We start from the raw sequence: 19663 nt of genomic DNA on the forward strand, positions 1-19663 counted from the left end.
CCGTCTGACCGCGTCAGGTCCGCTCGTCGCCCCGCATCACGCGAGCGATGACGTCCCCGACTGACGGCAGCGAGCCGTGCCTGCGGCGGATGACGTCGGCCACCAGCGCGGTCCATCCGGTTTGATGGCTCGCCCCGAGTCCGGCTCCGGTGTCGCCGTTGAAGTACTCGAAGAACAACACGTCGTTGCGCCACCGTGGGTCGCTCTGAAACCGATCGACCGCGCCGTAGCACGGTCGGTGGCCATCACCGTCGACCAGGAAAATGTCGACTAGGCGCTTCCACAGGTCCGCGGCGACTGCATCGAGTGTCGTTGACGTGCCCGAACCCGTGGGGTATTCGATCGTGAAGTCGTCGCCGAAGAATTCGTGATAGCGCTCGAGCGCCCTGGCGATGAGATAGTTCAACGGAAACCACACCGGGCCACGCCAATTCGAGTTGCCACCGAACATGGGGGCGGTGGACTCGGCCGGCTCGTAGTCGATACCCGCGCGGACGCCCTGTATCTCGACGACGTACGGGTGGTCCCGGTGGTAGGCGGACAGCGAGCGCAGTCCGTGCGGCGACAGGAACTCGGCTGGGTCGAGCAGTTTCTCGCACACCCTCCGCACCCGCTCGGGACTGGTCACGCCGACCAGGACCTGGCGTTGCCCGGCCTTGCCGTGCAGGATCCCGCCGGCCGCCAACCCTCCGTCGCGACGGTCCTGCTGCCGGCGCAGGTAGCTGGCGAAGCGCTTGTTGGTCACCAGGGTGAGATCCAGCGCCTCGTCGTCGACGACGGCGACCGCCAACAACGGAATCACCGCCGCGATCGAGCGCACTCGCAGCGGCACCGCATTGCCGTCGGGCATGACGAGGCGGTCGTAGTACAGCCCATCCTCTTCGTCCCAAACCCCAACGGTGTCAAGGGCTTCGGCAATACCTGCGAAGTGCTCGAGGAATTTCTGCACCAGGTCGAGCGCGGGCCGATGGCCGGACACCTGCAAGATCGTGGCGATCATCGCCATCCACAGCGCGTAGGTCGCCATCCAACCGGTGGCATCGGACTGTTCGAGCAGTCCGTCGATCGGAAGGTGCGAGCGGTTCATCGGCCCGATGTTGTCCAGGCCCATGAAGCCGCCCTCAAAGATGTTCGAGCCGTCGGCGTCCTCCCGGTTCACCCACCAGGTGAAATTGACCAGCAGCTTGTCGAAGATGCGACTGAGGAAGTCGATGTCTCGGCCGCCGTCGATGGCGAAGATCTCCAACGCGGCCCACGCCTGCACCGGCGGGTTGACGTCGCTGAAGTCCCATTCGTAGGCGGGTAGGGCCCCGTTGGGATGCTGGAACCATTCCCTGCACAACAGCGAAAGCTGATACTTCGCGAACGCTGGATCGACGTGCGTCAACGCCACGCACTGAAACGCGAGATCCCAGGCCGCGAACCACGGGTATTCCCAGGTGTCCGGCATCGACATGATGTCGAGCGCCTCGAAGTTACGCCATCGCCCGTTGCGGATGTCCTTCCGGTTCGGCGGCGGTGGCGGCTGGCCCGGGTCGCCGTCGAGCCATCGCGCCACGTCGTAGTGGTAGAACTGCTTGCTCCACAGCAGCCCTGCGAAGGCCTGCCGCATCACGGCGGCCTCGTCGGGTCCGGCATCGGCGGGTGTCAGCCCCGCATAGAACTCGTCGGCCTCGGCGCGCCGGAGGTCGAGCACGCGGGTGAAGTCGTCCGAAAGCGCGCTCGCCGCTTCGGGTTCGGCGCCTGCCGGCCGCAGTCGCAGCCTCAGCTGCACGGTCTGTCCCGGTGCGACGGTCAGTCGATACCACGCCGAGCACTTGGCGCCGCGCCTGGCCGGATTGACGGTGGCGGCCCCGGAGACTACATGGTCGTTGATGCCGTCCTTCGGCCACAGCGTCGTCGCCGCGATGCCGTAGAGCCGGGCCACGTTGGTCTCGTTGTCGCAGAAGAGCAGTTCGGGTTCGGCGCCGAGCGGATCTGTGCCGCAGACCATTTCAAGCGGACCGAGGAAGGGGTGTTCCAGCGCGACGATGCCGTCCGACGCGGCGAGCTCACCCGCCGGTCTCCCCTGCACGTCCCAGGACCAGGTGTTGCGAAAGCACAGCGTCGGCAAGACGTGAAGCACCTCGGCGTCGGGCCCGGCATTGGTCACGTCGATGGTCATCAGGGTGTCGGTGGGGCCGGCCTTGGCGTAGGTGACGTCGACGACCCAGTATCTGTCGTCGTCGAAGATCCCGGTGTCGAGCAACTCGTATTCGGGATCGAGTCGTCCGCGCTTACGGTTCTCCTCCAGCAGTTGCTCATAGGGAAACGCTTGCTGCGGATAGTGATAACGCCAGGTGTTCCAAGCGTGGCTGGGCAGCGCATCGCGATACCACCAGTACTCCTTGACGTCTTCACCGTGATTGCCCTCGTGCCCGCTCAACCCGAAGGCGCGTTCCTTGAGGGTGGCGTCGCGGCCGTTCCACAGCGCCAAGGAAAGACACAGGCGCTGTTCGATGTCGCACCATCCGGCGAGCCCATCCTCCCCCCAGCGATAGGCGCGGGACCGAGCGTGATCGTGTGGAAAGTAGGTCCAGGCGTCGCCGTCGGCGCTGTAGTCCTCGCGGACGGTGCCCCACTGCCGGTCGCTGACGTACGGACCCCAGAGGTACCAGTCGCTGGCCTGTCGGAGGCCAAGATCGAGGCGACCGAATCCATCGATGCGTTGCTGCTCTGCACCCGGGCCGGTGACCGTCATCCACACCTCCTCGGGGACGCCGTCAGCCTAAGCCACCGTCAGCGACTCCTGCACTTCCGAACGGCGTTTCGTCAGCCGTTTCCCAGACTCGAGCCGATACGGTGGGTCGTCCGGGTTCACAGGGGGAAGCGCGATGAACGGCTGCCGCGGAATCGTCGCCTTGTTGTTCGCGATGGTGTTGGGCGCCTTGTGTTTCGATGCGGCGCCGCTGGCAAGCGCGGACTTGCCCGCATGGAATGGGAAGTACTCCCTGGTCCGCTACGCCGCCCAAAAGACAGGTACCAGCTTGGCCGCCCGCCAGCCGGAGCCCACGTTCAGCGACGACTACGACTTCGTGACGACGTGTTCGGCGACCGCGTGCGTGGCGACCGTCAGCGGCGGCCCAAAACCCAAGAACCCCACCCTGCCCCAGCCACCGGAGTACACCTGGGACGGCAGCAAGTGGGTGCACATCTACGACTGGCAGTGGGACTGTTACATGGGCGAGGGGGTGCCGAAGCAATGGAATCCGGCGAGGTCGTGGGCCTTCTACACGCCACAGCCCGACGGCTCACTGCGCGGCACGTGGCAGACCAACATCTACAGCGGCCCCTGCTACGGCACCGTCGTCATGGACGTGGCCGCGTTCGCGGTGGCCTGAACACCGTCGGTCAGGTCGGGGCTCAGTGCCTGCGTTCGGCCAGCGCCCTCAGAAAGAACGTCAGGTTGGCCGGCCGTTCGGCGAGCCTGCGCACGAAGTAGCCGTACCACTGGGTACCGAACGGCACGTATACGCGGACGTTGTTGCCCGCCTCGGCCAGCCGACGCTGTTCGGGATCCCGGATGCCGTACAGCATCTGGTACTCGAAATCTGCTACACCCCTACCGAATTCGCTGACCAGCGCGGGCACCGCATCGATGATCACTGGATCATGCGAAGCGACCATCGGATAGCCCGCACCCGCCATCAGCACGCGAAGGCAGCGCAGGTAGGAGTCGGTGACCTCGTCACCATTGCGGAACGCCACCGATGCGGGTTCGTCGTAGGCGCCCTTGCACAACCGAATTCGCGCACCGGAGGCCGCGAACTCCTTGCAGTCGGCCTCGGTGCGCTTGAGGTAGGCCTGAAGCACGGTTCCGAGCCAAGGGAAGTCGGCCCGCAGGTCGCGCACGATCGACAGTGTCGAATCGGTCGTGGTGTGGTCCTCGGCGTCGACGGTCACCCAAGCGCCGGCGTCACGCGCCTTCGCGCAGATGGTGTGCGCATTCTCCAGCGCGATCTTCGCTCCGTCTCGCGGCAACGCCTGCCCCAGCGCGGACAGCTTGAGGGACACCTCGAGCGGACGGGGACCTACGCTGGGCTCGTCGCGCTGACCTAGGGCGTCGAGCAGGTCGAGGTAGGCCTGCATCGTGGCATTGGCGGCGTCGATGTCGGCGACGTCCTCACCGAGGTAGTCGATCGAGACGAAGCGATGCGACTCCCTCAGTGTGGCAACCGATCTCAACGCATCGGCGCTGGTCTCGCCGGGCACGAAGCGGTGTACCACGTCACGGGTGATCGGCAGCCGTTCAGCCGTGCGACGAAGCCCGTCGGACCGGGCGGCGGCGAGGATGGCTGGGCGGGCGACCTGCTGGAATAGCCCCATGGCGTCAGCTCCCCATGTGGGGGTAGCCATGCTCGGTCGGCGGGACGAACGTCTCCTTGATCGAGCGGGGCGACGTCCAGCGCTGCAGGTTCAGCGCTGAACCAGCCTTGTCGTTGGTGCCGGAGGCCCGCGATCCGCCGAACGGCTGCTGCCCTACCACGGCACCGGTTGGCTTGTCGTTGACGTAGAAGTTGCCCGCCGCGTTGCGAAGTCGACGTTCGGCGGCCAGCACCGCGGCCCGGTCATCGGCGATCACCGCACCGGTCAACGCGTATTTGGACCCGACGTCGATGACACCGAGGATGTCGTCCCACTTGTCGTCGTCGTACACATGGACGGCGAGGATCGGCCCGAAGTACTCGTCGCGGAAGGCCTCATCGCCTGGGTCGTCGGACAGTAGCACCGTCGGCCGGACGAAATAACCTTCGCTGTCGTCGTATTCGCCGCCGGCGGCGATGGTCACCCCCGGTGCGCCCTTCGCTCGTTCGATGGCTCTGGTGTTATTTACGAAGGCCCGCTCGTCGATGACGGCGCCGCCATAGTTCGACAAGTCGGTGACGTCGCCGTAGCTCAGCGCAGCGGTGGCGCCGAGGAAGTCGTCGCCCATCCGCTGCCACACCGACTTCGGCACGAACGCCCGCGACGCCGCCGAGCACTTCTGGCCCTGGTAGTCGAAAGCCCCACGAATCATCGCCGTGCGCAAGACATCCGGGCGCGCCGACGGGTGGGCGAGTACGAAGTCCTTGCCGCCGGTCTCGCCGACCAGCCGCGGGTAGGTGCGATAACGGTCGATGTTGGTGCCGACCTCGCGCCACAGATGTTGGAAGGTCACGGTCGAACCCGTGAAGTGGATGCCCGCCAACCGCGGGTCGGTCAGCACCACGTCTGATACGGCGAGCCCGTCGCCGGTGACGAGGTTGATCACTCCCGGCGGAAGTCCGGCCGCCTCGAGCAGCTGCATGGTCAGGTAGGCCGAGAACGTCTGCGTGACAGAGGGTTTCCACACGACGGTGTTGCCCATCAGCGCGGGCGCGGTTGGCAGGTTGCCCGCGATGGCGGTGAAGTTGAACGGCGTGATCGCGTAGACGAAGCCCTCGAGCGGGCGGTAGTCGGTACGGTTCCACACCCCTGGCGCACTGATTGGTTGTTGCGCCATGAGCTGCCGCGCGAACGCCACGTTGAACCGCCAGAAGTCGATGAGCTCACATGCCGCATCGATCTCGGCCTGGTACGCGGTCTTGGACTGGCCCAGCATGGTCGCGGCGGCCAGCTTCGCGCGCCACGGTCCTGCAAGCAGGTCCGCGGCGCGCAGAAACACTGCGGCCCGCTCGTCGAACGGGGTATCGGCCCACGCGTCCTTGGCGGCGATGGCAGCGTCGACCGCCGCGCTGGCCTCGGCGTGGCCGCCATTGGTCAGCGTGCCGAGTACCCCGGCGTGACGGTGAGGCTGCACGACGTCGATGCGTTCGCCCGAACCCATCGTGTGCGTGCCGCCGATGACGTGCGGAAGGTCGATGGGTCCGCGAGTCAGGTCCTCGAGCGCGCTGGACAGGCGTGCGCGTTCCGGTGAGTTCGGGGCGTAGTCGTAGACCGGCTCGTTGACCGGCAATGGCACATCGGTGATGGCATCCATGCCCTTAGCGTCCCGCACCGACGATGCGCATATATTGGCCGATCAGCCAAGCGTGTTCGGGTCTGCTAGTAGCATCCGACAATATGAAGGGAACGGGCGTCGGGCTTGGACAACTGCTGTTGGCCCTAGACGCGACCATGGTGACCTTGGTGGAGGCGCCACGTGGCCTCGATCTGCCGGTGGCGTCGGCCGCGCTCATCGACGGGGACGACGTGCGCCTCGGGCTCGCCGCGAGTGCCAGCGCCGCCGACGTCTTCTTCCTGCTCGGCATCACCGACGACGACGCCGTCGGCTGGCTCGATCAGCAGTCTGGCGGGCGCACCCCGGCAGCCATCTTCGTCAAGGAACCGTCCGAGCAGTTCGTGGCGCGTGCCGTCGCCGCTGGCACCGCGGTGGTGGCCGTCGAACCTCGCGCCCGCTGGGAACGGTTGTACCGCCTGGTCGACCACGTCTTCGAACACCACGGCGACCGCGCCGACCCCCTATACGACTCGAGCACCGACCTCTTCGGACTGGCGCAGTCGATCGCCGACCGCAGCCACGGCATGGTGAGCATCGAGGACGCCCAATCACACGTGCTCGCGTACTCGGCCTCCAACGAAGAGGCCGACGATTTGCGCCGGCTGTCGATCCTCGGTCGCGCGGGGCCCCCCGAGCACCTGGCCTGGATAGGCCGGGCGGGCATCTTCGATGCGCTGCGCGCGACGGGCGACGTCGTCCGTGTCGATGCCCGGCCCGAACTTGGGCTGCAGCCCCGCCGCGCGGTCGGCATTCACCTTCCGCCGTCGGACCGGCGCCGCGGCCCCGTGTTCGCGGGCACCATCTGGCTGCAGGAGGGCACCCGACCGCTCGCCGACGACGCTGATGACGTGCTGCGCGGGGCGGGGGTGCTGGCGGCCAGGATCATGGTGCGATTGGCCGCCACACCGTCCACCCACGCGGTGCGGGTTGAGGAGCTACTCGGGCTGCACGACGGTGACGTCGACGTCGCGGCCGTCGCGCGCGAGCTCGGCATCGTCGCCGATGGCCGGGTGGCGGTGATTGGGTTCGACGGCACGGGAGGCGCGCCTGTGCGGTTGGTCGACGTGCTCGCTTTGAGCGCCAGTGCCTTTCGCCCCGACGCACAGGTAGTGGCCGGGCGCTCGCGCGTCTACGTCTTGTTTCCGCACACCGGCAAGGCCGCGTCGGTGACGTCGTGGATCCGCGGCACCATCGGCGCCCTGCGCGCAGAACTCGGGCTCGAGCTACGGGCGGTGATCGCCACTCCCCCAACGGGACTCCACGGGGTGGCGGCGGCCCGCGGCGAGGTGGACCGGGTGCTCGACACCGCCGCTCGTCATCCCGGCGCCATCGGACCGGTGACATCGCTGGCCGAGGCGCGCACCACCGTGCTGCTCGACGAGATCGTGACGATGATCGCCGCCGACGAGCGCCTGGTCGATCCGCGGGTGCGGGAATTGAGGGCGAAGGACCCGATGCTGGTCGAGACCCTGCGGGCCTACCTCGACAGCTTCGGCGACGTGGCCACCGCCGCGTCGTGGCTGCACGTGCACCCCAACACGGTCCGCTATCGGGTGCGTCGGATCGAGCAGGAGTTGGGCACGTCGCTGACGGATCCTGATGTGCGACTGTTGCTTTCGCTGAGCCTGCGCGCTACTTAGTCGCCCGCCGTAATCGCTCATGCCGGCAGGCTATCGAGGAATACCCGCACGACGTCGAGGAATGCCGCGGTCTCGGTGACCATCGGCAGGTGGGCGGACTGCTCGAAGATCACCATTCGAGCGCCGGGGATCGCATCGGCCATGTCGCGCACCACGTCGGGCGTCATCTCGTCGAATCGCCCCGAAGTCACCAGCACAGGCAGCTCGAGTTGGCCCAGTCGGTCGGTGACGTCCCAGCCCGCCATGGTGCCGGTGAACGTCAACCCCGTGCCGACCATCGCCGCGTAGATCGCGGGGTTCATCGCCTGCACTGCGGCCTGCACATGAGCGGGGACGTCGTCGGTGCCCGTGAAGTGCAACCGGTTGAACAGACCGGCGGCCACCAGGTACTCGGGATCGGCTGTGCTGCCGGATGATTCGTGTGCGTCGATGACGGCGCCTGCGCCGCCGGGCAGCGCGGCCCTCAACTGCGCCACACCGCGTTCGAAGAGCGGGATGCTCGCGCAAGTGCTGGACAGATGCAGGCTTGTCAGCCCGGCGGGCTGACGCAGCGCGTACTCCAGCGCGATCCAACCGCCCGCCGACTGCCCGAGCAGGTGGACGCGGTCAAGACCAAGGGCGTCGCGGACGGTGTCGATGGAGTCGGCAAACGCCTCGAGCGTCCACAGGGCTTTGTCGTCGGGCCGGTCGGATCGGCCGCAGCCGAGCTGGTCGTAGTAGACGACTGGGCGCTCGTCGGCCAACGCGTCGAGATCGCGTAGGTAGTCGTGCGACATGCCTGGGCCGCCGTGAATAACCAACAGCGGCACGGCATCCGCATCGCCGACGATCCGGTAGTAGATCGAACCGTACGGTCCTGCGACGGCGCCCTCGCGCACGCTAGGCGCTCAGTCGTGCCGCGGCCGCATCGATCCGTTCGTCGGTCGCCGTCAACGCCATCCGGACGTAGTTGGCACCGCGCGGGCCGTAGAACTCGCCAGGAGCGACGAGGATTCCGCGGTCGGCCAGCCAGGACACAGTCGCTCGGCCGGGCTCATCACGCGTCGCCCAGAGGTAAAGCCCCGCTTCGGAGTGCTCGACCGTGAAGCCGGCGTCGCGGACCGCCGCAAGGAGTACGTCCCGGCGCCGCGCGTACCGCTTCTTCTGGACCAGTTCGTGGGCGTCGTCGTCCAGCGCTGCGACCATGGCCGCCTGTATCGGCGTCGGCACCATCATTCCGGCGTGCTTGCGGACCGCCAGTAACTCGGCGACCACGGCGGGGTCGCCTGCGACGAACCCCGCGCGGTACCCGGCCAGCGACGACGTCTTCGACAGCGAGTGCACCGCCAGCAGCCCGGAGTGGTCGCCGTCGCACACCGATGGGTGCAGTACGGAAACCGGTTCGGTCTCCCAGCCGAGGCCCAGGTAGCACTCGTCGGAGGCGACCAGCGCACCCCGTTCCCGCGCCCAGCCCACGACCTTGCGGAGGTGGTCGACGCCGAGCACGGCACCGGTCGGGTTGCTGGGGGAATTCACGTAGACCAGTCGCGGCGAACGCGGACCGATCTGTGTCAGGGAGTTCGCATGCAACACCGGCGCGCCTGCCAGTCGCGCGCCGACGTCGTACGTCGGGTACGCAAGCTCGGGCACCACGACGATGTCGTCGCCGCCGAGCCCCAGCAGGGTGGGCAGCCAGGCGATGAGTTCCTTGGTGCCGATGACCGGAAGGACCGCGTCGGAGGCCAGGTCGGTGATGCCGTAGCGCCGCCGCAACGCAGCGGCCGCGGACGCCCGAAGCGCGGGTGTGCCCGCTGTCGTGGGATAGCCCGGCGCACTGCTGGCGGCGGCAAGTGCTTCGCGGATCACCTCGGCAACAGGATCGACGGGGGTGCCGACCGAAAGGTCGACGATGCCGTCGGGATGGGCGCGCGCGCTAGCCGTCGCGTCGGCCAGCGTGTCCCATGGGAAGACCGGCAACGACGCCGAGACAGACCTGGGCGTGCTTACTCCTCGCCCTGCGGGGCCAGGTCCTTGATGACCTGGGGGTCGTTGTCGGTCTGACCGACCTTGGAGGCGCCGCCCGGCGAACCGAGTTCGGCGAAGAAGTCCGCATTGTGCTGCGTGTAGCCCGCCCACTGGTCGGGGACGTCATCCTCGTAGTAGATGGCCTCGACCGGGCAGACCGGCTCGCACGCGCCGCAATCCACGCACTCGTCGGGGTGGATGTACAGCATGCGCGCGCCCTCGTAGATGCAATCGACGGGGCATTCCTCGATACATGCCTTGTCTTTTACGTCGACGCAGGGCTCGGCAATGGTGTACGTCACTGATGTCTCTCCTGTCCAGTGGGGCTGCCGGTCAGTTCGGTCTGGTGCACACCCGACGGCCTCGGCAAGTATGCGATGCGCAGACTTGGACGTCCGTCTCAGTGTGCCCTAACTTTCCACGCCACCCGGTAACGGGTGGCGCGTGTTACTGATACTAGACGTTGCATATACAAGTGGCTAGTCGCCATACCTCCGGCGGATTTCGCGTTTATGTGCAACTAGTTGCATAGGACCTGCGGTACCGCCTAGGCTCCCGGTGTGGCCCTCCCCCACGCCATTCTGGTGTCGCTGTGCGAGCAGGCCAGCTCGGGATACGACCTTGCCCGCCGGTTCGACCGGTCCATCGGCTTCTTCTGGGCGGCGACCCATCAGCAGATCTACCGAACGCTGCGAACCATGGAGTCCGACGGATGGGTCCGCGTCGAAGCGGTCGAACAACACGGCAGGCCAGACAAGAAGGTCTACGACGCCACCGATGGCGGCCGGGCCGAACTCGCCAGGTGGATCGCCCAGCCGCTGACCGGCCGCGGGAGCGCCGTCACCGACGGACGCACCCGCGAACTGGCAGTCAAGATCCGCGGCGCCGCATACGGAGACGATGCGGCCGTGGCCGCGCTGCACACCCAGGTGGTCACGCTGCGCGACGAACGCGCCGAATTACTGGACACCTACTTGGGATTCGAGAAACTCCAGTTTCCCGACCCGACCGCCCTGCGGGGTCCGGCGTTGCACCAGTATCTGGTGCTGCGCGGGGGGATCCGCGCCGAAGAGGGCTCGGTGGACTGGCTCGACGAAGTACTCGCCGCACTTGGAGGCCCACGTGACTGATCACCCGTATCCAAACCTCTTGTCCCCCTTGGACCTCGGTTTCACTACCCTGCGCAACCGGGTGATCATGGGCTCGATGCACACCGGCCTCGAGGACCGAGCTCGCGACATCGACCGCCTGGCTGCGTATTTCGCCGAGCGGGCGCGCGGTGGTGTCGGGCTGATCATCACCGGCGGATACGCACCCAACCGCGCGGGCTGGCTGCTGCCGTTCGCTGCGCAGATGCTGTCGTCGTCGGACGCGCGCCGACACCGTCGGGTCACCTCCGCAGTGCACGACGAAGACGGCAAGATCCTGCTGCAGGTGCTTCATGCCGGCCGCTACGCGTACCACCCGTTCTCGGTGAGCGCGTCGTCGATCAAGGCGCCCATCAACCCCTTCCGGCCACGCAAGCTGTCCGCCCGCGGGGTCGATGACACCATCGGCGACTTCGTGCGCTGCGCGCTGCTGGCTCGCGAGGCCGGCTACGACGGTGTCGAGATCATGGGCAGCGAGGGCTATCTGCTGAACCAATTCCTCGCACCGCGCACGAACAAGCGGACGGACGCCTGGGGCGGGACACCGGAGAAGCGTCGCCGGATGCCCGTCGAGATCGTGCGCCGCACCCGCGAGGCCGTCGGTGCCGACTTCATCATCTGCTACCGGATGTCGATGGCCGACTACGTCGACGACGGACAAAGCTGGGACGAGATCGTCGCGCTGGCAACCGAAGTGGAGGCTGCGGGCACCACCATCATCAACACCGGCATCGGCTGGCACGAGGCTCGGGTGCCGACGATCGTCACGTCGGTACCCAACAGCGCCTTCGTCGACATCAGCAATGCGCTCGCCGAACACGTCGGCATTCCGGTGGTCGCATCCAACCGCATCAACATGCCGCAATCTGCCGAACAGATCCTTGCCGACGGACACGTGCAGCTGATCTCGATGGCCCGCCCACTGCTCAGCGATCCCGACTGGGTGAACAAGGCATCTGCCGACGCCGCCGCGGACATCAACACCTGCATCGCATGCAATCAGGCCTGTCTCGACCATGCCTTCGTCCACAAGACGGTGTCGTGTCTGCTGAACCCACGCGCGGGCCACGAGACGAAACTCGTGCTCGAGCCACCCCGCCGGGTCAAGCGAGTCGCCGTCGTGGGCGCCGGACCGGCAGGTCTGTCCGCCGCCGTGACCGCAGCCGATCGCGGCCATGCGGTCACGCTGTTCGAGGCGGGCAAGCTCATCGGAGGTCAATTCGACTTGGCCAGAAGGATTCCCGGCAAGGAGGAATTCAGCGAGACCATCAGGTACTACACCCGCATGCTCGAGAAGCACGGGGTCGACGTGCGACTGAGTACTCGCGCGAGCGTCGACGAACTGTCCGGGTTCGACGACGTCGTACTGGCCACCGGGGTGACTCCGCGGATGCCGGACATCCCTGGCATCGATCACCCGATGGTGCTGTCGTACGCCGAGGCGATTCTGGGCAAGCCGATCGGCAAGTCCGTCGCAGTCGTGGGTGCCGGCGGCATCGGGTTCGACGTCAGCGAGTTCCTCGTCACCGACCAGAGCCCCACACTGAACCTCAAGGAGTGGAAGGCCGAATGGGGTGTCACCGATCCCCAGGAGGCGCGCGGCGCCCTGACCACGCCCATTCCACTGCCGCCCGCCCGTGAGGTGTATCTGTTGCAGCGCACGAAGGGTCCACAAGGTCGCGGGTTGGGCAAGACGTCCGGCTGGGTGCACCGCGCGTCACTGAAGGCCAAGGGCGTGCAACAACTTTCGGGTGTCAACTACGAACGCATCGACGACGCTGGCCTGCACATCAGCTTCGGACCCCAACGCACCGACGCACGCGTGCTCAAGGTCGACAACGTGATCATCTGCGCCGGCCAGGAGTCGGTGCGCGACCTCGAAGCGTCGCTGCGCCGCAACGGCATCGAACCGCACGTCATCGGCGGTGCGGACGTGGCCGCGGAGGTCGACGCCAAACGTGCCATCCGGCAAGGCACCGAACTCGCCGCGAAGCTCTGAGCCCCTACTCCGCGAGCAGACGCAAATGTGCAACTGACACAGCGTGTCGCGGCACATTTGCGTCTGCTCGCGGAGAGAAGTCAGGCCTGCTTGAGCGCCTCGATCTCCAGGGTGATGGTGACCTTGTCACCGACGACCGCACCGCCGGTCTCCAGCGGCATGTCGATGTCGATTCCGAAGTCCTTGCGGTTCAACACCACCGAGGCCTCAAAGCCGGCGACCTCACCGTGGCCCATACCGGGGTTGGTGCCGTTGAAGGCGAGCTTGAGCTCGATCGGCTTGGTCACGCCCTTGAGCGTGAAGTCACCATCGAGCACGTAGTCGCCGCCGTCGGCACGTACACGGGTCGAGACGAACGTCGCGGTCGGGTACTTCTCCGCGTCGAAGAAGTCGGCGGCCTTCACGTGCGCATCGCGCTGTTCGTTGCCGGTGTGCACCGAATCGACGGCGATCTCGGCGGTCACCGACGGGGTCCCGTCCTCGGCGACGACGACCGCGCCGCTGAAGCTCTCGAAGCTGCCGCGCACCTTGCTCACTACCAGGTGCCGGACGGCGAAGGTGATCGACGAGTGGACGGGGTCGATGGCCCAGGTACCTGCGCTCAGATCGGTGGCTACGGCTGCGGTCATGTCGGTTGCTCCTTGACTGTGGGTGTCGGCCTGTCCGACACCGTCAAGAAGCGAAACGGACTCTAGTCCGATTCTATTCCGGCGGCAGCCAACAGCGCGGTCAAGCGATCGATCGGCAGCCGGGGCGTGCGGTGACCATCGCGTCCGACCATGTCGTCGTTGACTACCAGCGTGTTGAGCACCGCCTCTTCCACGGCCTGCACGACAGCGGCATAGAAGGGATCCATCCGACCCCACGGAAGGAAGGTCAGCGTGCCGAACTCGTCGTCGGCGGGCGGCCCAACAGGGAAGCCACTGTGCAGGCCGTCGGCGTCGGCCGTCGAGAAGGCCAGAAAGACGTCACCGGAGAAATGGCTGCCCGTCGTACCCGTCCTGGCCAGCCCGAGCGGCACCCGGCGCGCGAGCGCCTTGCACTGCCCCGGAAGTAGCGGCGCGTCAGTCGCGATGACCGCGATCACCGAGCCCGCCCCGGGCGGAGCCCGCAGCCCGAGGTCTGCGGCGAACCAGTCCGAGTCGAGCGGATTGTCGTCGGCGAGCGACGGCCCGACATGTCGACCCGCCACGGTCAGTTCACCGCGGGAGCCGAAGTTCGCCTGCACGAACGCGCCAACGGTAAACGTGTGGGCGCCGTACGTCACCACCCTCGATGCAGTTCCGTTGCCGCCCTTGAATTCATAGCAGTTCATGCCCGTGCCGCCGCCGACCGAGCCCTCGGCCACCGGCCCCGGCGCGGCAGCGTCGAGTGCGGCCTCGACGTGCTCGGGCCGCACGTGACCGCCGTTGATGTCGTTGAGGTAGCCGTCCCACGTCTCCCCGCAGACGGGCAGCAGCCACTGGCGGGCCAGGCGCGGGTTGACCTTGTTGATCCACCTCACGACGCCGGTGTGACAGGCGCCGACGGCATGCGTATTCGACAGCACCACAGGCACATTGAAGGAGCCCGACTCCTCGATCCAGGTGGTGCCCGTCAACTCGCCGTTACCGTTGAGCGAATGCCAGCCCGCCGCGCACGGCCGACCGACGCCGTCCCGGCTCCGAGGCAGGATCGCGGTGACACCGGTGCGCACCGGGCCGCGTCCGACCTCCAGTGGTCCGTCACCATCGATCAGCGTGACTTCGCCGACCTCGACGCCGGGGACATCGGTGATCGCATTGAGCGGCCCCGGCCTACCGGGCGATGGGATCGCGAGTCCGCGGGCCCGCGGTCGTCCGTCGGTGGTGTGCGTCTGGGCTGAGGTCACACTCTTGGGTAGCACAACTGCTCAGCCGCCGCCCCATACGGCGTGTGCGCCGGAGTCACCGATCCGCACGACCGCGACGATGGACGACACCCCCACCACGACGGCGAGCACCGCAACGACCACGGCGAGCACGCGCTTCGGCTCTTCCGACCGTGACTCATGCCAGTGCTGTACCGCTTGAGCGATCGCCACCACGAGCAGTCCGATGGCGAAGTACAGCATCCATTGACCCCGCTCCCCGTGTATCTCGAGGATCGCCGTGTGCTGCGGACTCTGGTCGTACAGCCAGTCGCCCGCAGAAATCGTCAACGGGGTCAACACCATTGTCGCGATCCCGAACGCCAGTACCAGCCACACCAACCGTCGCCGCGCCGCCGGCCAAAGCGCACACAGGATTTCGAGCAGCGCGGTCAGCGGCGCGAGCACGACGATGGCGTGTACGAGCAGGGCGTGGGCGGGTATTCCGGAGATCGTGGTCAAGGCGCACTCCTGGGCTGTGGATGGCGACAATCACTTTCTACACGCGCGAGCCTGGCAGGAAGTTCACCTCGGCGCAGGGTTTCCGCCCCCGCGAGCGCTGTTCGCGGGGGCGGGCGAGAAGGGGTTAGGCGGCCAGTGGCGCGTACGTCGTGGTGCGCTGCCGCGCGGGACGCCCGATGCCCTCGGCGATCGCGACGAGTTCCTCGACCGACTTCGCCGACCCGTTCTCCGAACCGGCCATCCGCGAGATGGTCTCCTCCATGAGCGTGCCGCCGAGGTCGTTGGCGCCACCGTTGAGCATCACGCGGGTGCGTTCGACACCGAGCTTGACCCAGCTGGTCTGGATGTGATCGATCCTGCCGTGCAACATGATCCGGGCCAGGGCGTGCACGGCGCGATTGTCGCGGTGCGTCGGCCCCGGGCGCGCCCCACCGGCCAGATACAGCGGGCTGCTCTGATGGACGAACGGCAGCGGCACGAATTCGGTGAAGCCGCCGGTGCGATCCTGGATGTCGCGCAGCACGTTGAGGTGGCCCACCCAGTGCTTCGGGGTGTCCACGTGGCCGTACATCATGGTTGAGCTCGAGCGCAGCCCGACCTCGTGCGCGGTGGTGATGACCTCGATCCAGGCCGACGTGGGCAGCTTGCCCTTGGTCAGTACCCAGCGGACCTCGTCGTCGAGGATCTCCGCAGCGGTGCCCGGAATGGACCCGAGCCCGGCTTCACGCAGGCTGGTCAGCCACTCCCGAATGCTGGTGCCGCTCTTGGTGACACCGTTAGAGATCTCCATCGGCGAGAAGGCGTGCACGTGCATCGACGGCACTCGCGCCTTGACCGCGCGCACCAGGTCCGCGTACCCGGTCACGGGCAGTTCGGGGTCGATACCGCCCTGCATGCAGACCTCGGTGGCACCCACCAGGTGCGCTTCGTAGGCCCGCTCGGCGACCTCGTCGGTGGACAGCGAGAACGCATCGGCATCGCCCTTGCGCTGTGCGAACGCGCAGAATCGGCATCCGGTGTAGCAGATGTTGGTGAAGTTGATGTTGCGGTTGACGACGAACGTCACGTCGTCGCCGACCACATCGCGCCGCAGCGAATCCGCCAGTGCCGTCACGGCTTCCAGTGCGGGACCGTCGGCCGTCGCCAACGCCAGGTACTCGTCGTCGCTCAACCCTGCCGGGTTCTGCTCAGCGGAACGCAACGCGGCCAGCACGTCGGTATCGATGCGCTCGGGCGCGCGGGCAGCAAGCTCCTCGATCTTGGCACGGATGGACTCCCAGTCGCCGAACGCGCTGTCGAGGTCGCTGCGGGTCTCGGTCAGCCTGCCCTCGGTGTCGATGGCGGTGTGCAGGTCGGTGCGGCCAAGGGATTCAGCGGCCTCGTCGGGCTCCTGCCACGGCCGGCCGACGGGATTCACGTCCAGCGCGAACCCGGTGTCCGGATCGGCCAGCGCGTCGACGTGAGCACGCACACGGGGATCGATCCAGGCCGCGCCTGCTTGCACGTACTGAGGCTGAGCGGTCAACCGCTGCACGAGGTCGTAGCCCGCCTCGGCGGTGACCGCGGCGAGTTCGTCCAGCGCCGGCCACGGCCGCTCGGGGTTGACGTGGTCCGGGGTCAGTGGCGATACGCCACCCCAGTCGTCGACGCCCGCGCCGATCAGGGCCAGGCACTCGTCGCGCGACACCAGGTTGGGCGGTGCCTGAATGCGCATCTTGGGGCCGAGCACCAGGCGGGTGACCGCGATGGTGGCCACGAAGTCGTCGATTCCGGTGTCCGGCACGGCAGCCATGGCCGTGTGGTCCTTGGCCCGGAAGTTCTGCACGATGACTTCCTGGATGTGCCCGAACTCCTTGTGCGAGCGCCGAATTGCATGCATGGTCTCGGCGCGCTCGCGCAGCGTCTCACCGATGCCGACCAGCAAGCCGGTGGTGAACGGAATGGCCAGTCTGCCCGCGTCGTCCAGCGTCCGCAACCGCACCACCGGGTCCTTGTCGGGACTTCCGTAGTGGGCCAGCCCCTTGGTCTCGAAGAGCCGCCGCGAGGTGGTCTCCAGCATCATCCCCATCGATGGCGCAACAGGCTTGAGCCGGGACAGTTCCGACCAACTCATCACCCCGGGGTTCAGGTGGGGCAGCAGCCCCGTCTCCTCGAGCACCCGAATGGCCATCGCGCGCACGTAGTCCAACGTCGAGTCGTAGCCGCGCTCGTCCAACCACTGACGCGCTTCGGGCCAGCGCGCCTCAGGGCGATCGCCCAACGTGAAAAGCGCTTCCTTGCAACCCAACTCGGCGCCACGCCTGGCGACGTCGAGAATCTCGTCGGGCTCCATGAACATGCCCATGCCCTCGGCGCGCAACTTGCCGGGCACGGTGACGAAAGTGCAGTAATGGCACGTGTCGCGGCACAGGTGCGTGACGGGAATGAAGACCTTGCGCGAATAGCTGACCGGCAACTTGCCCGACGCGCCTCGGCGGCCCGCCGCCTCCAGCCCGGCGTCGCGCACCCTGGCAGCGCTGGCGCAGAGGTCGACGAGGTCATCACCGCGAGCGGTCATGGCGAGCGCGGCTTCGTCGACGTTGAGCGCCACCCCGTCCCGCGCGCGCCGCAAGACCCGTCGCAAGGCGGCGGGGTTGGGCGCTTCCACGACTCCCGGGTCGCTACGCTCCTGCCCTCCGGAAGACTTGGGCGGAATTACCGGGTCAGGCAGTGCAATGCCGTGCTGCGGGTTCAGAGCCACTCCTCTGTAACCCCGGTGTCGTCGAGAATCATCCGCGCCGCTCACAATCTGACACCCCTGCGCCTGGCATAGGCCTCACATTAGTCCCCGTACGACGACACCGGTGCGAGCCAGCTCCCCAGGGTTGCGCCGAGACCGCGTAAGTTCGTCGGCAGCAAAATTGACGCGAGCCTCGGAGGCACGATCCATGCACGTTTCAGTCCGGTCGTACCTCACTGCCGGCGTCGCGACGGTCACCGCCGCGACGCTCGCGTTCGTGCCATCGGTGGCCGAATCCGCTCCGCAGTCGATGCAGGCCCCGACCCCGATCGTGCGTGCTTCGTCGGCGCCCTTCCGCCTAGCGGCCGCAGTCCAGCCGACGGCACCGCTGCCCGGGCTGCTCACCGACTGGTTGCAAAGCGCCGTCGTGCCGTCGAGCGCGCCTGCCGCCGTCGGGGCGTCCGTCGACAGCGCCATCAAGAACGTCTACGACGCCGTCGAACCGTGGGTGCGGTACGGCTTCGAAGTGGCCACGTACGTCGTCGGCTGGGTTCCGGTGGTCGGCTGGCTGGCGCCGCAGATCATGATCTTCTACAACTTCGGTGAACGCATCGCGCGAAGCGTCACGTTCAACGTGGCCGACTTTCTCGGCGGGAACGTCGGCTTCGTGCAGGGCGTGGGCAACGTCGCCGTCGACACCATCAACTCGTTCATCACGCTGGCAAACGACGAGTTGGCCTTCTTCCTGCCACCGCTTCCGCCCATCCCACCGATCGGCGCGCTCGCCGCCGCGGAGCCCTCCGTGCTGAAGGTCGCCGATGTCGAGGCGCCCGCGGGAGTACCGGCCGTAAAGCGCCCGTTGGCCGACCTCGCGGCGCTGGCCACCGAAGTCGACGAGCACGTTCAGGCGCTCACCAAAGCGACGCTCCCCCGCCCGCGCGACGCGATCCGCGCGCTGGAGGCCGCACTGAACCCGGTGCGAACCGACGTCACGAAGGACCCCGGCACCGAAACCACGACGGACCCAGCTCGCACACCTCCGTCGATCAACAAGTTCGTCAAGCGCCTGACGGCACCCTCCCGGCGGCCCGCCGAGACGGCGAGTGACGACGCAAGCGCACAACCGTCCAAGACGAAGCCACGGCACGCGCGCAAGCACGCGACGGAGTCCTCATCCTCCGACGGGTCAGCGCCAACGAAGGCCAACGCGTCGAAGGACCGCGGCCCCAGGGGAGCCAGGCACGTCAAAGCGGGCGCGAAGGACTGATCGTCCGCGCCTGGTTCCGCCACAGCAAGAACGCTGGCGGGCCCGCGCCCAACACGACGAACAAGATGAACGGCAGCGGATTCTCGCCGCCGAACACGACGTCGCCGCCAGGTCCTCCGAACGTCAGCGCGACGACGGTGACCAAAAACGTCCACAGTGGCGCGCCGGCGAGCCGCGTCACCGACGTCCATTGCAGCGCCGCCCATACCAGTGCGGCATTGAGCAATCCGCTGATGAGGGAACTGACGGGAAGCGGTACAGACCCGACGTAGAGCGGTAGGAACAGGGCACCCGCGACCGCGGAGAGCACGCCGTCGAACGCCAGGACCACGATCAAGATGCGACCCGCCCAATGCGGTGCACTGGGCGGCGAGGACCGAGTGGTCAGGTTGGAATGCTGTCGAGCAGCGAGACGAGCGAACCCACGACCCACTGGAAGTTGTCCAAGCGGTCCTGCTGATGCTGCAGGTTGGGATCCAGATCCGGGTCCATTGCTAGCCCTTCCTCGCGGTGCACG

At 67.2% G+C, this 19663-nt stretch carries 16 protein-coding genes; 5 read left to right on the plus strand and 11 right to left on the minus strand.

Going from position 1 to position 19663, the window contains the following annotated elements; all coding sequences use genetic code 11:
• Positions 1 to 13: 13 nt before the first annotated feature.
• The gene (locus SLQ30_RS24805; RefSeq protein ID WP_319449438.1) at positions 14 to 2740 is read right to left on the minus strand and encodes an MGH1-like glycoside hydrolase domain-containing protein; all 2727 of its coding nucleotides are present in this window, start codon (positions 2738 to 2740) and stop codon (positions 14 to 16) included.
• A gap of 172 nt (positions 2741 to 2912) precedes the next feature.
• Here SLQ30_RS24805 and SLQ30_RS24810 point away from each other — a divergent pair, with 172 nt between their 5' ends.
• Positions 2913 to 3380, plus strand: a complete 468-nt coding sequence (locus tag SLQ30_RS24810; protein ID WP_319449507.1) for a hypothetical protein — start codon at positions 2913 to 2915, stop codon at positions 3378 to 3380.
• Positions 3381 to 3402: 22 nt separating this feature from the next.
• Here SLQ30_RS24810 and SLQ30_RS24815 read toward each other — a convergent pair whose 3' ends face one another.
• Together SLQ30_RS24815 and pruA are read right to left on the minus strand one after the other, a co-directional pair.
• Positions 3403 to 4365 carry a proline dehydrogenase family protein gene (locus SLQ30_RS24815; protein ID WP_319449439.1) on the minus strand — a complete coding sequence of 321 codons (963 nt, stop codon included), beginning with the start codon at positions 4363 to 4365 and terminating at the stop codon, positions 3403 to 3405.
• A gap of 4 nt (positions 4366 to 4369) precedes the next feature.
• Entirely contained in the window at positions 4370 to 5998 is a 1629-nt protein-coding gene (gene pruA, locus SLQ30_RS24820; RefSeq protein WP_319449440.1) for an L-glutamate gamma-semialdehyde dehydrogenase, read from the minus strand.
• Positions 5999 to 6081: 83 nt separating this feature from the next.
• On the opposite strand from pruA, the gene SLQ30_RS24825 reads away from it, so the two are divergent.
• Positions 6082 to 7659, plus strand: a complete 1578-nt coding sequence (locus SLQ30_RS24825; protein WP_319449441.1) for a PucR family transcriptional regulator — start codon at positions 6082 to 6084, stop codon at positions 7657 to 7659.
• Between the two features lie 17 nt (positions 7660 to 7676).
• On the opposite strand, the gene SLQ30_RS24830 is transcribed toward SLQ30_RS24825, so the two are convergent.
• The 3 genes from SLQ30_RS24830 to fdxA are packed head-to-tail and all read right to left on the minus strand — an operon-like array spanning position 7677 to position 9965.
• Positions 7677 to 8537 carry a proline iminopeptidase-family hydrolase gene (locus SLQ30_RS24830; RefSeq protein ID WP_319449442.1) on the minus strand — a complete coding sequence of 287 codons (861 nt, stop codon included), beginning with the start codon at positions 8535 to 8537 and terminating at the stop codon, positions 7677 to 7679.
• Position 8538: 1 nt separating this feature from the next.
• A complete protein-coding gene (gene dapC / locus SLQ30_RS24835; RefSeq protein WP_319449443.1) occupies positions 8539 to 9615 on the minus strand; it encodes a succinyldiaminopimelate transaminase in 1077 nt (358 codons plus the stop codon).
• Positions 9616 to 9641: 26 nt separating this feature from the next.
• Positions 9642 to 9965: a ferredoxin gene (gene fdxA, locus SLQ30_RS24840; protein ID WP_319449444.1), complete on the minus strand. Its 324-nt coding sequence runs from the start codon at positions 9963 to 9965 to the stop codon at positions 9642 to 9644.
• Between the two features lie 258 nt (positions 9966 to 10223).
• Between fdxA and SLQ30_RS24845 the strand changes: the two genes are divergently transcribed.
• The gene (locus tag SLQ30_RS24845; protein WP_319449445.1) at positions 10224 to 10793 is read left to right on the plus strand and encodes a PadR family transcriptional regulator; all 570 of its coding nucleotides are present in this window, start codon (positions 10224 to 10226) and stop codon (positions 10791 to 10793) included.
• Entirely contained in the window at positions 10786 to 12810 is a 2025-nt protein-coding gene (locus SLQ30_RS24850; protein WP_319449446.1) for an NADPH-dependent 2,4-dienoyl-CoA reductase, read from the plus strand. Before SLQ30_RS24845 ends, SLQ30_RS24850 begins: the two co-directional genes overlap by 8 nt.
• Before the next feature lie 80 nt (positions 12811 to 12890).
• Here the strand turns inward: SLQ30_RS24850 and SLQ30_RS24855 are convergent, their stop codons facing one another.
• The 4 genes from SLQ30_RS24855 to SLQ30_RS24870 form a co-directional block, all read right to left on the minus strand.
• Positions 12891 to 13439, minus strand: a complete 549-nt coding sequence (locus tag SLQ30_RS24855) for a YceI family protein (protein WP_319449447.1) — start codon at positions 13437 to 13439, stop codon at positions 12891 to 12893.
• A 62-nt stretch (positions 13440 to 13501) separates the two neighbouring features.
• Positions 13502 to 14680, minus strand: coding sequence for a P1 family peptidase (locus SLQ30_RS24860; RefSeq protein WP_319449448.1), 1179 nt, complete (start codon positions 14678 to 14680; stop codon positions 13502 to 13504).
• A 21-nt stretch (positions 14681 to 14701) separates the two neighbouring features.
• Entirely contained in the window at positions 14702 to 15160 is a 459-nt protein-coding gene (locus SLQ30_RS24865; protein WP_319449449.1) for a DUF2231 domain-containing protein, read from the minus strand.
• Between the two features lie 124 nt (positions 15161 to 15284).
• Positions 15285 to 17900 carry a bifunctional FO biosynthesis protein CofGH gene (locus SLQ30_RS24870; protein ID WP_413468177.1) on the minus strand — a complete coding sequence of 872 codons (2616 nt, stop codon included), beginning with the start codon at positions 17898 to 17900 and terminating at the stop codon, positions 15285 to 15287.
• Positions 17901 to 18087: 187 nt separating this feature from the next.
• Here SLQ30_RS24870 and SLQ30_RS24875 point away from each other — a divergent pair, with 187 nt between their 5' ends.
• Positions 18088 to 19146 carry a hypothetical protein gene (locus SLQ30_RS24875; protein ID WP_319449450.1) on the plus strand — a complete coding sequence of 353 codons (1059 nt, stop codon included), beginning with the start codon at positions 18088 to 18090 and terminating at the stop codon, positions 19144 to 19146.
• On the opposite strand, the gene SLQ30_RS24880 is transcribed toward SLQ30_RS24875, so the two are convergent.
• Entirely contained in the window at positions 19124 to 19579 is a 456-nt protein-coding gene (locus SLQ30_RS24880) for a hypothetical protein (protein WP_319449451.1), read from the minus strand. The two genes, SLQ30_RS24875 and SLQ30_RS24880, sit on opposite strands and share 23 nt — an antisense overlap.
• Between the last annotated feature and the right edge of the window lie 84 nt (positions 19580 to 19663).

The sequence above is a fragment of the Mycobacterium sp. RTGN4 genome (assembly GCF_033804635.1).
GTDB lineage: Bacteria > Actinomycetota > Actinomycetes > Mycobacteriales > Mycobacteriaceae > Mycobacterium.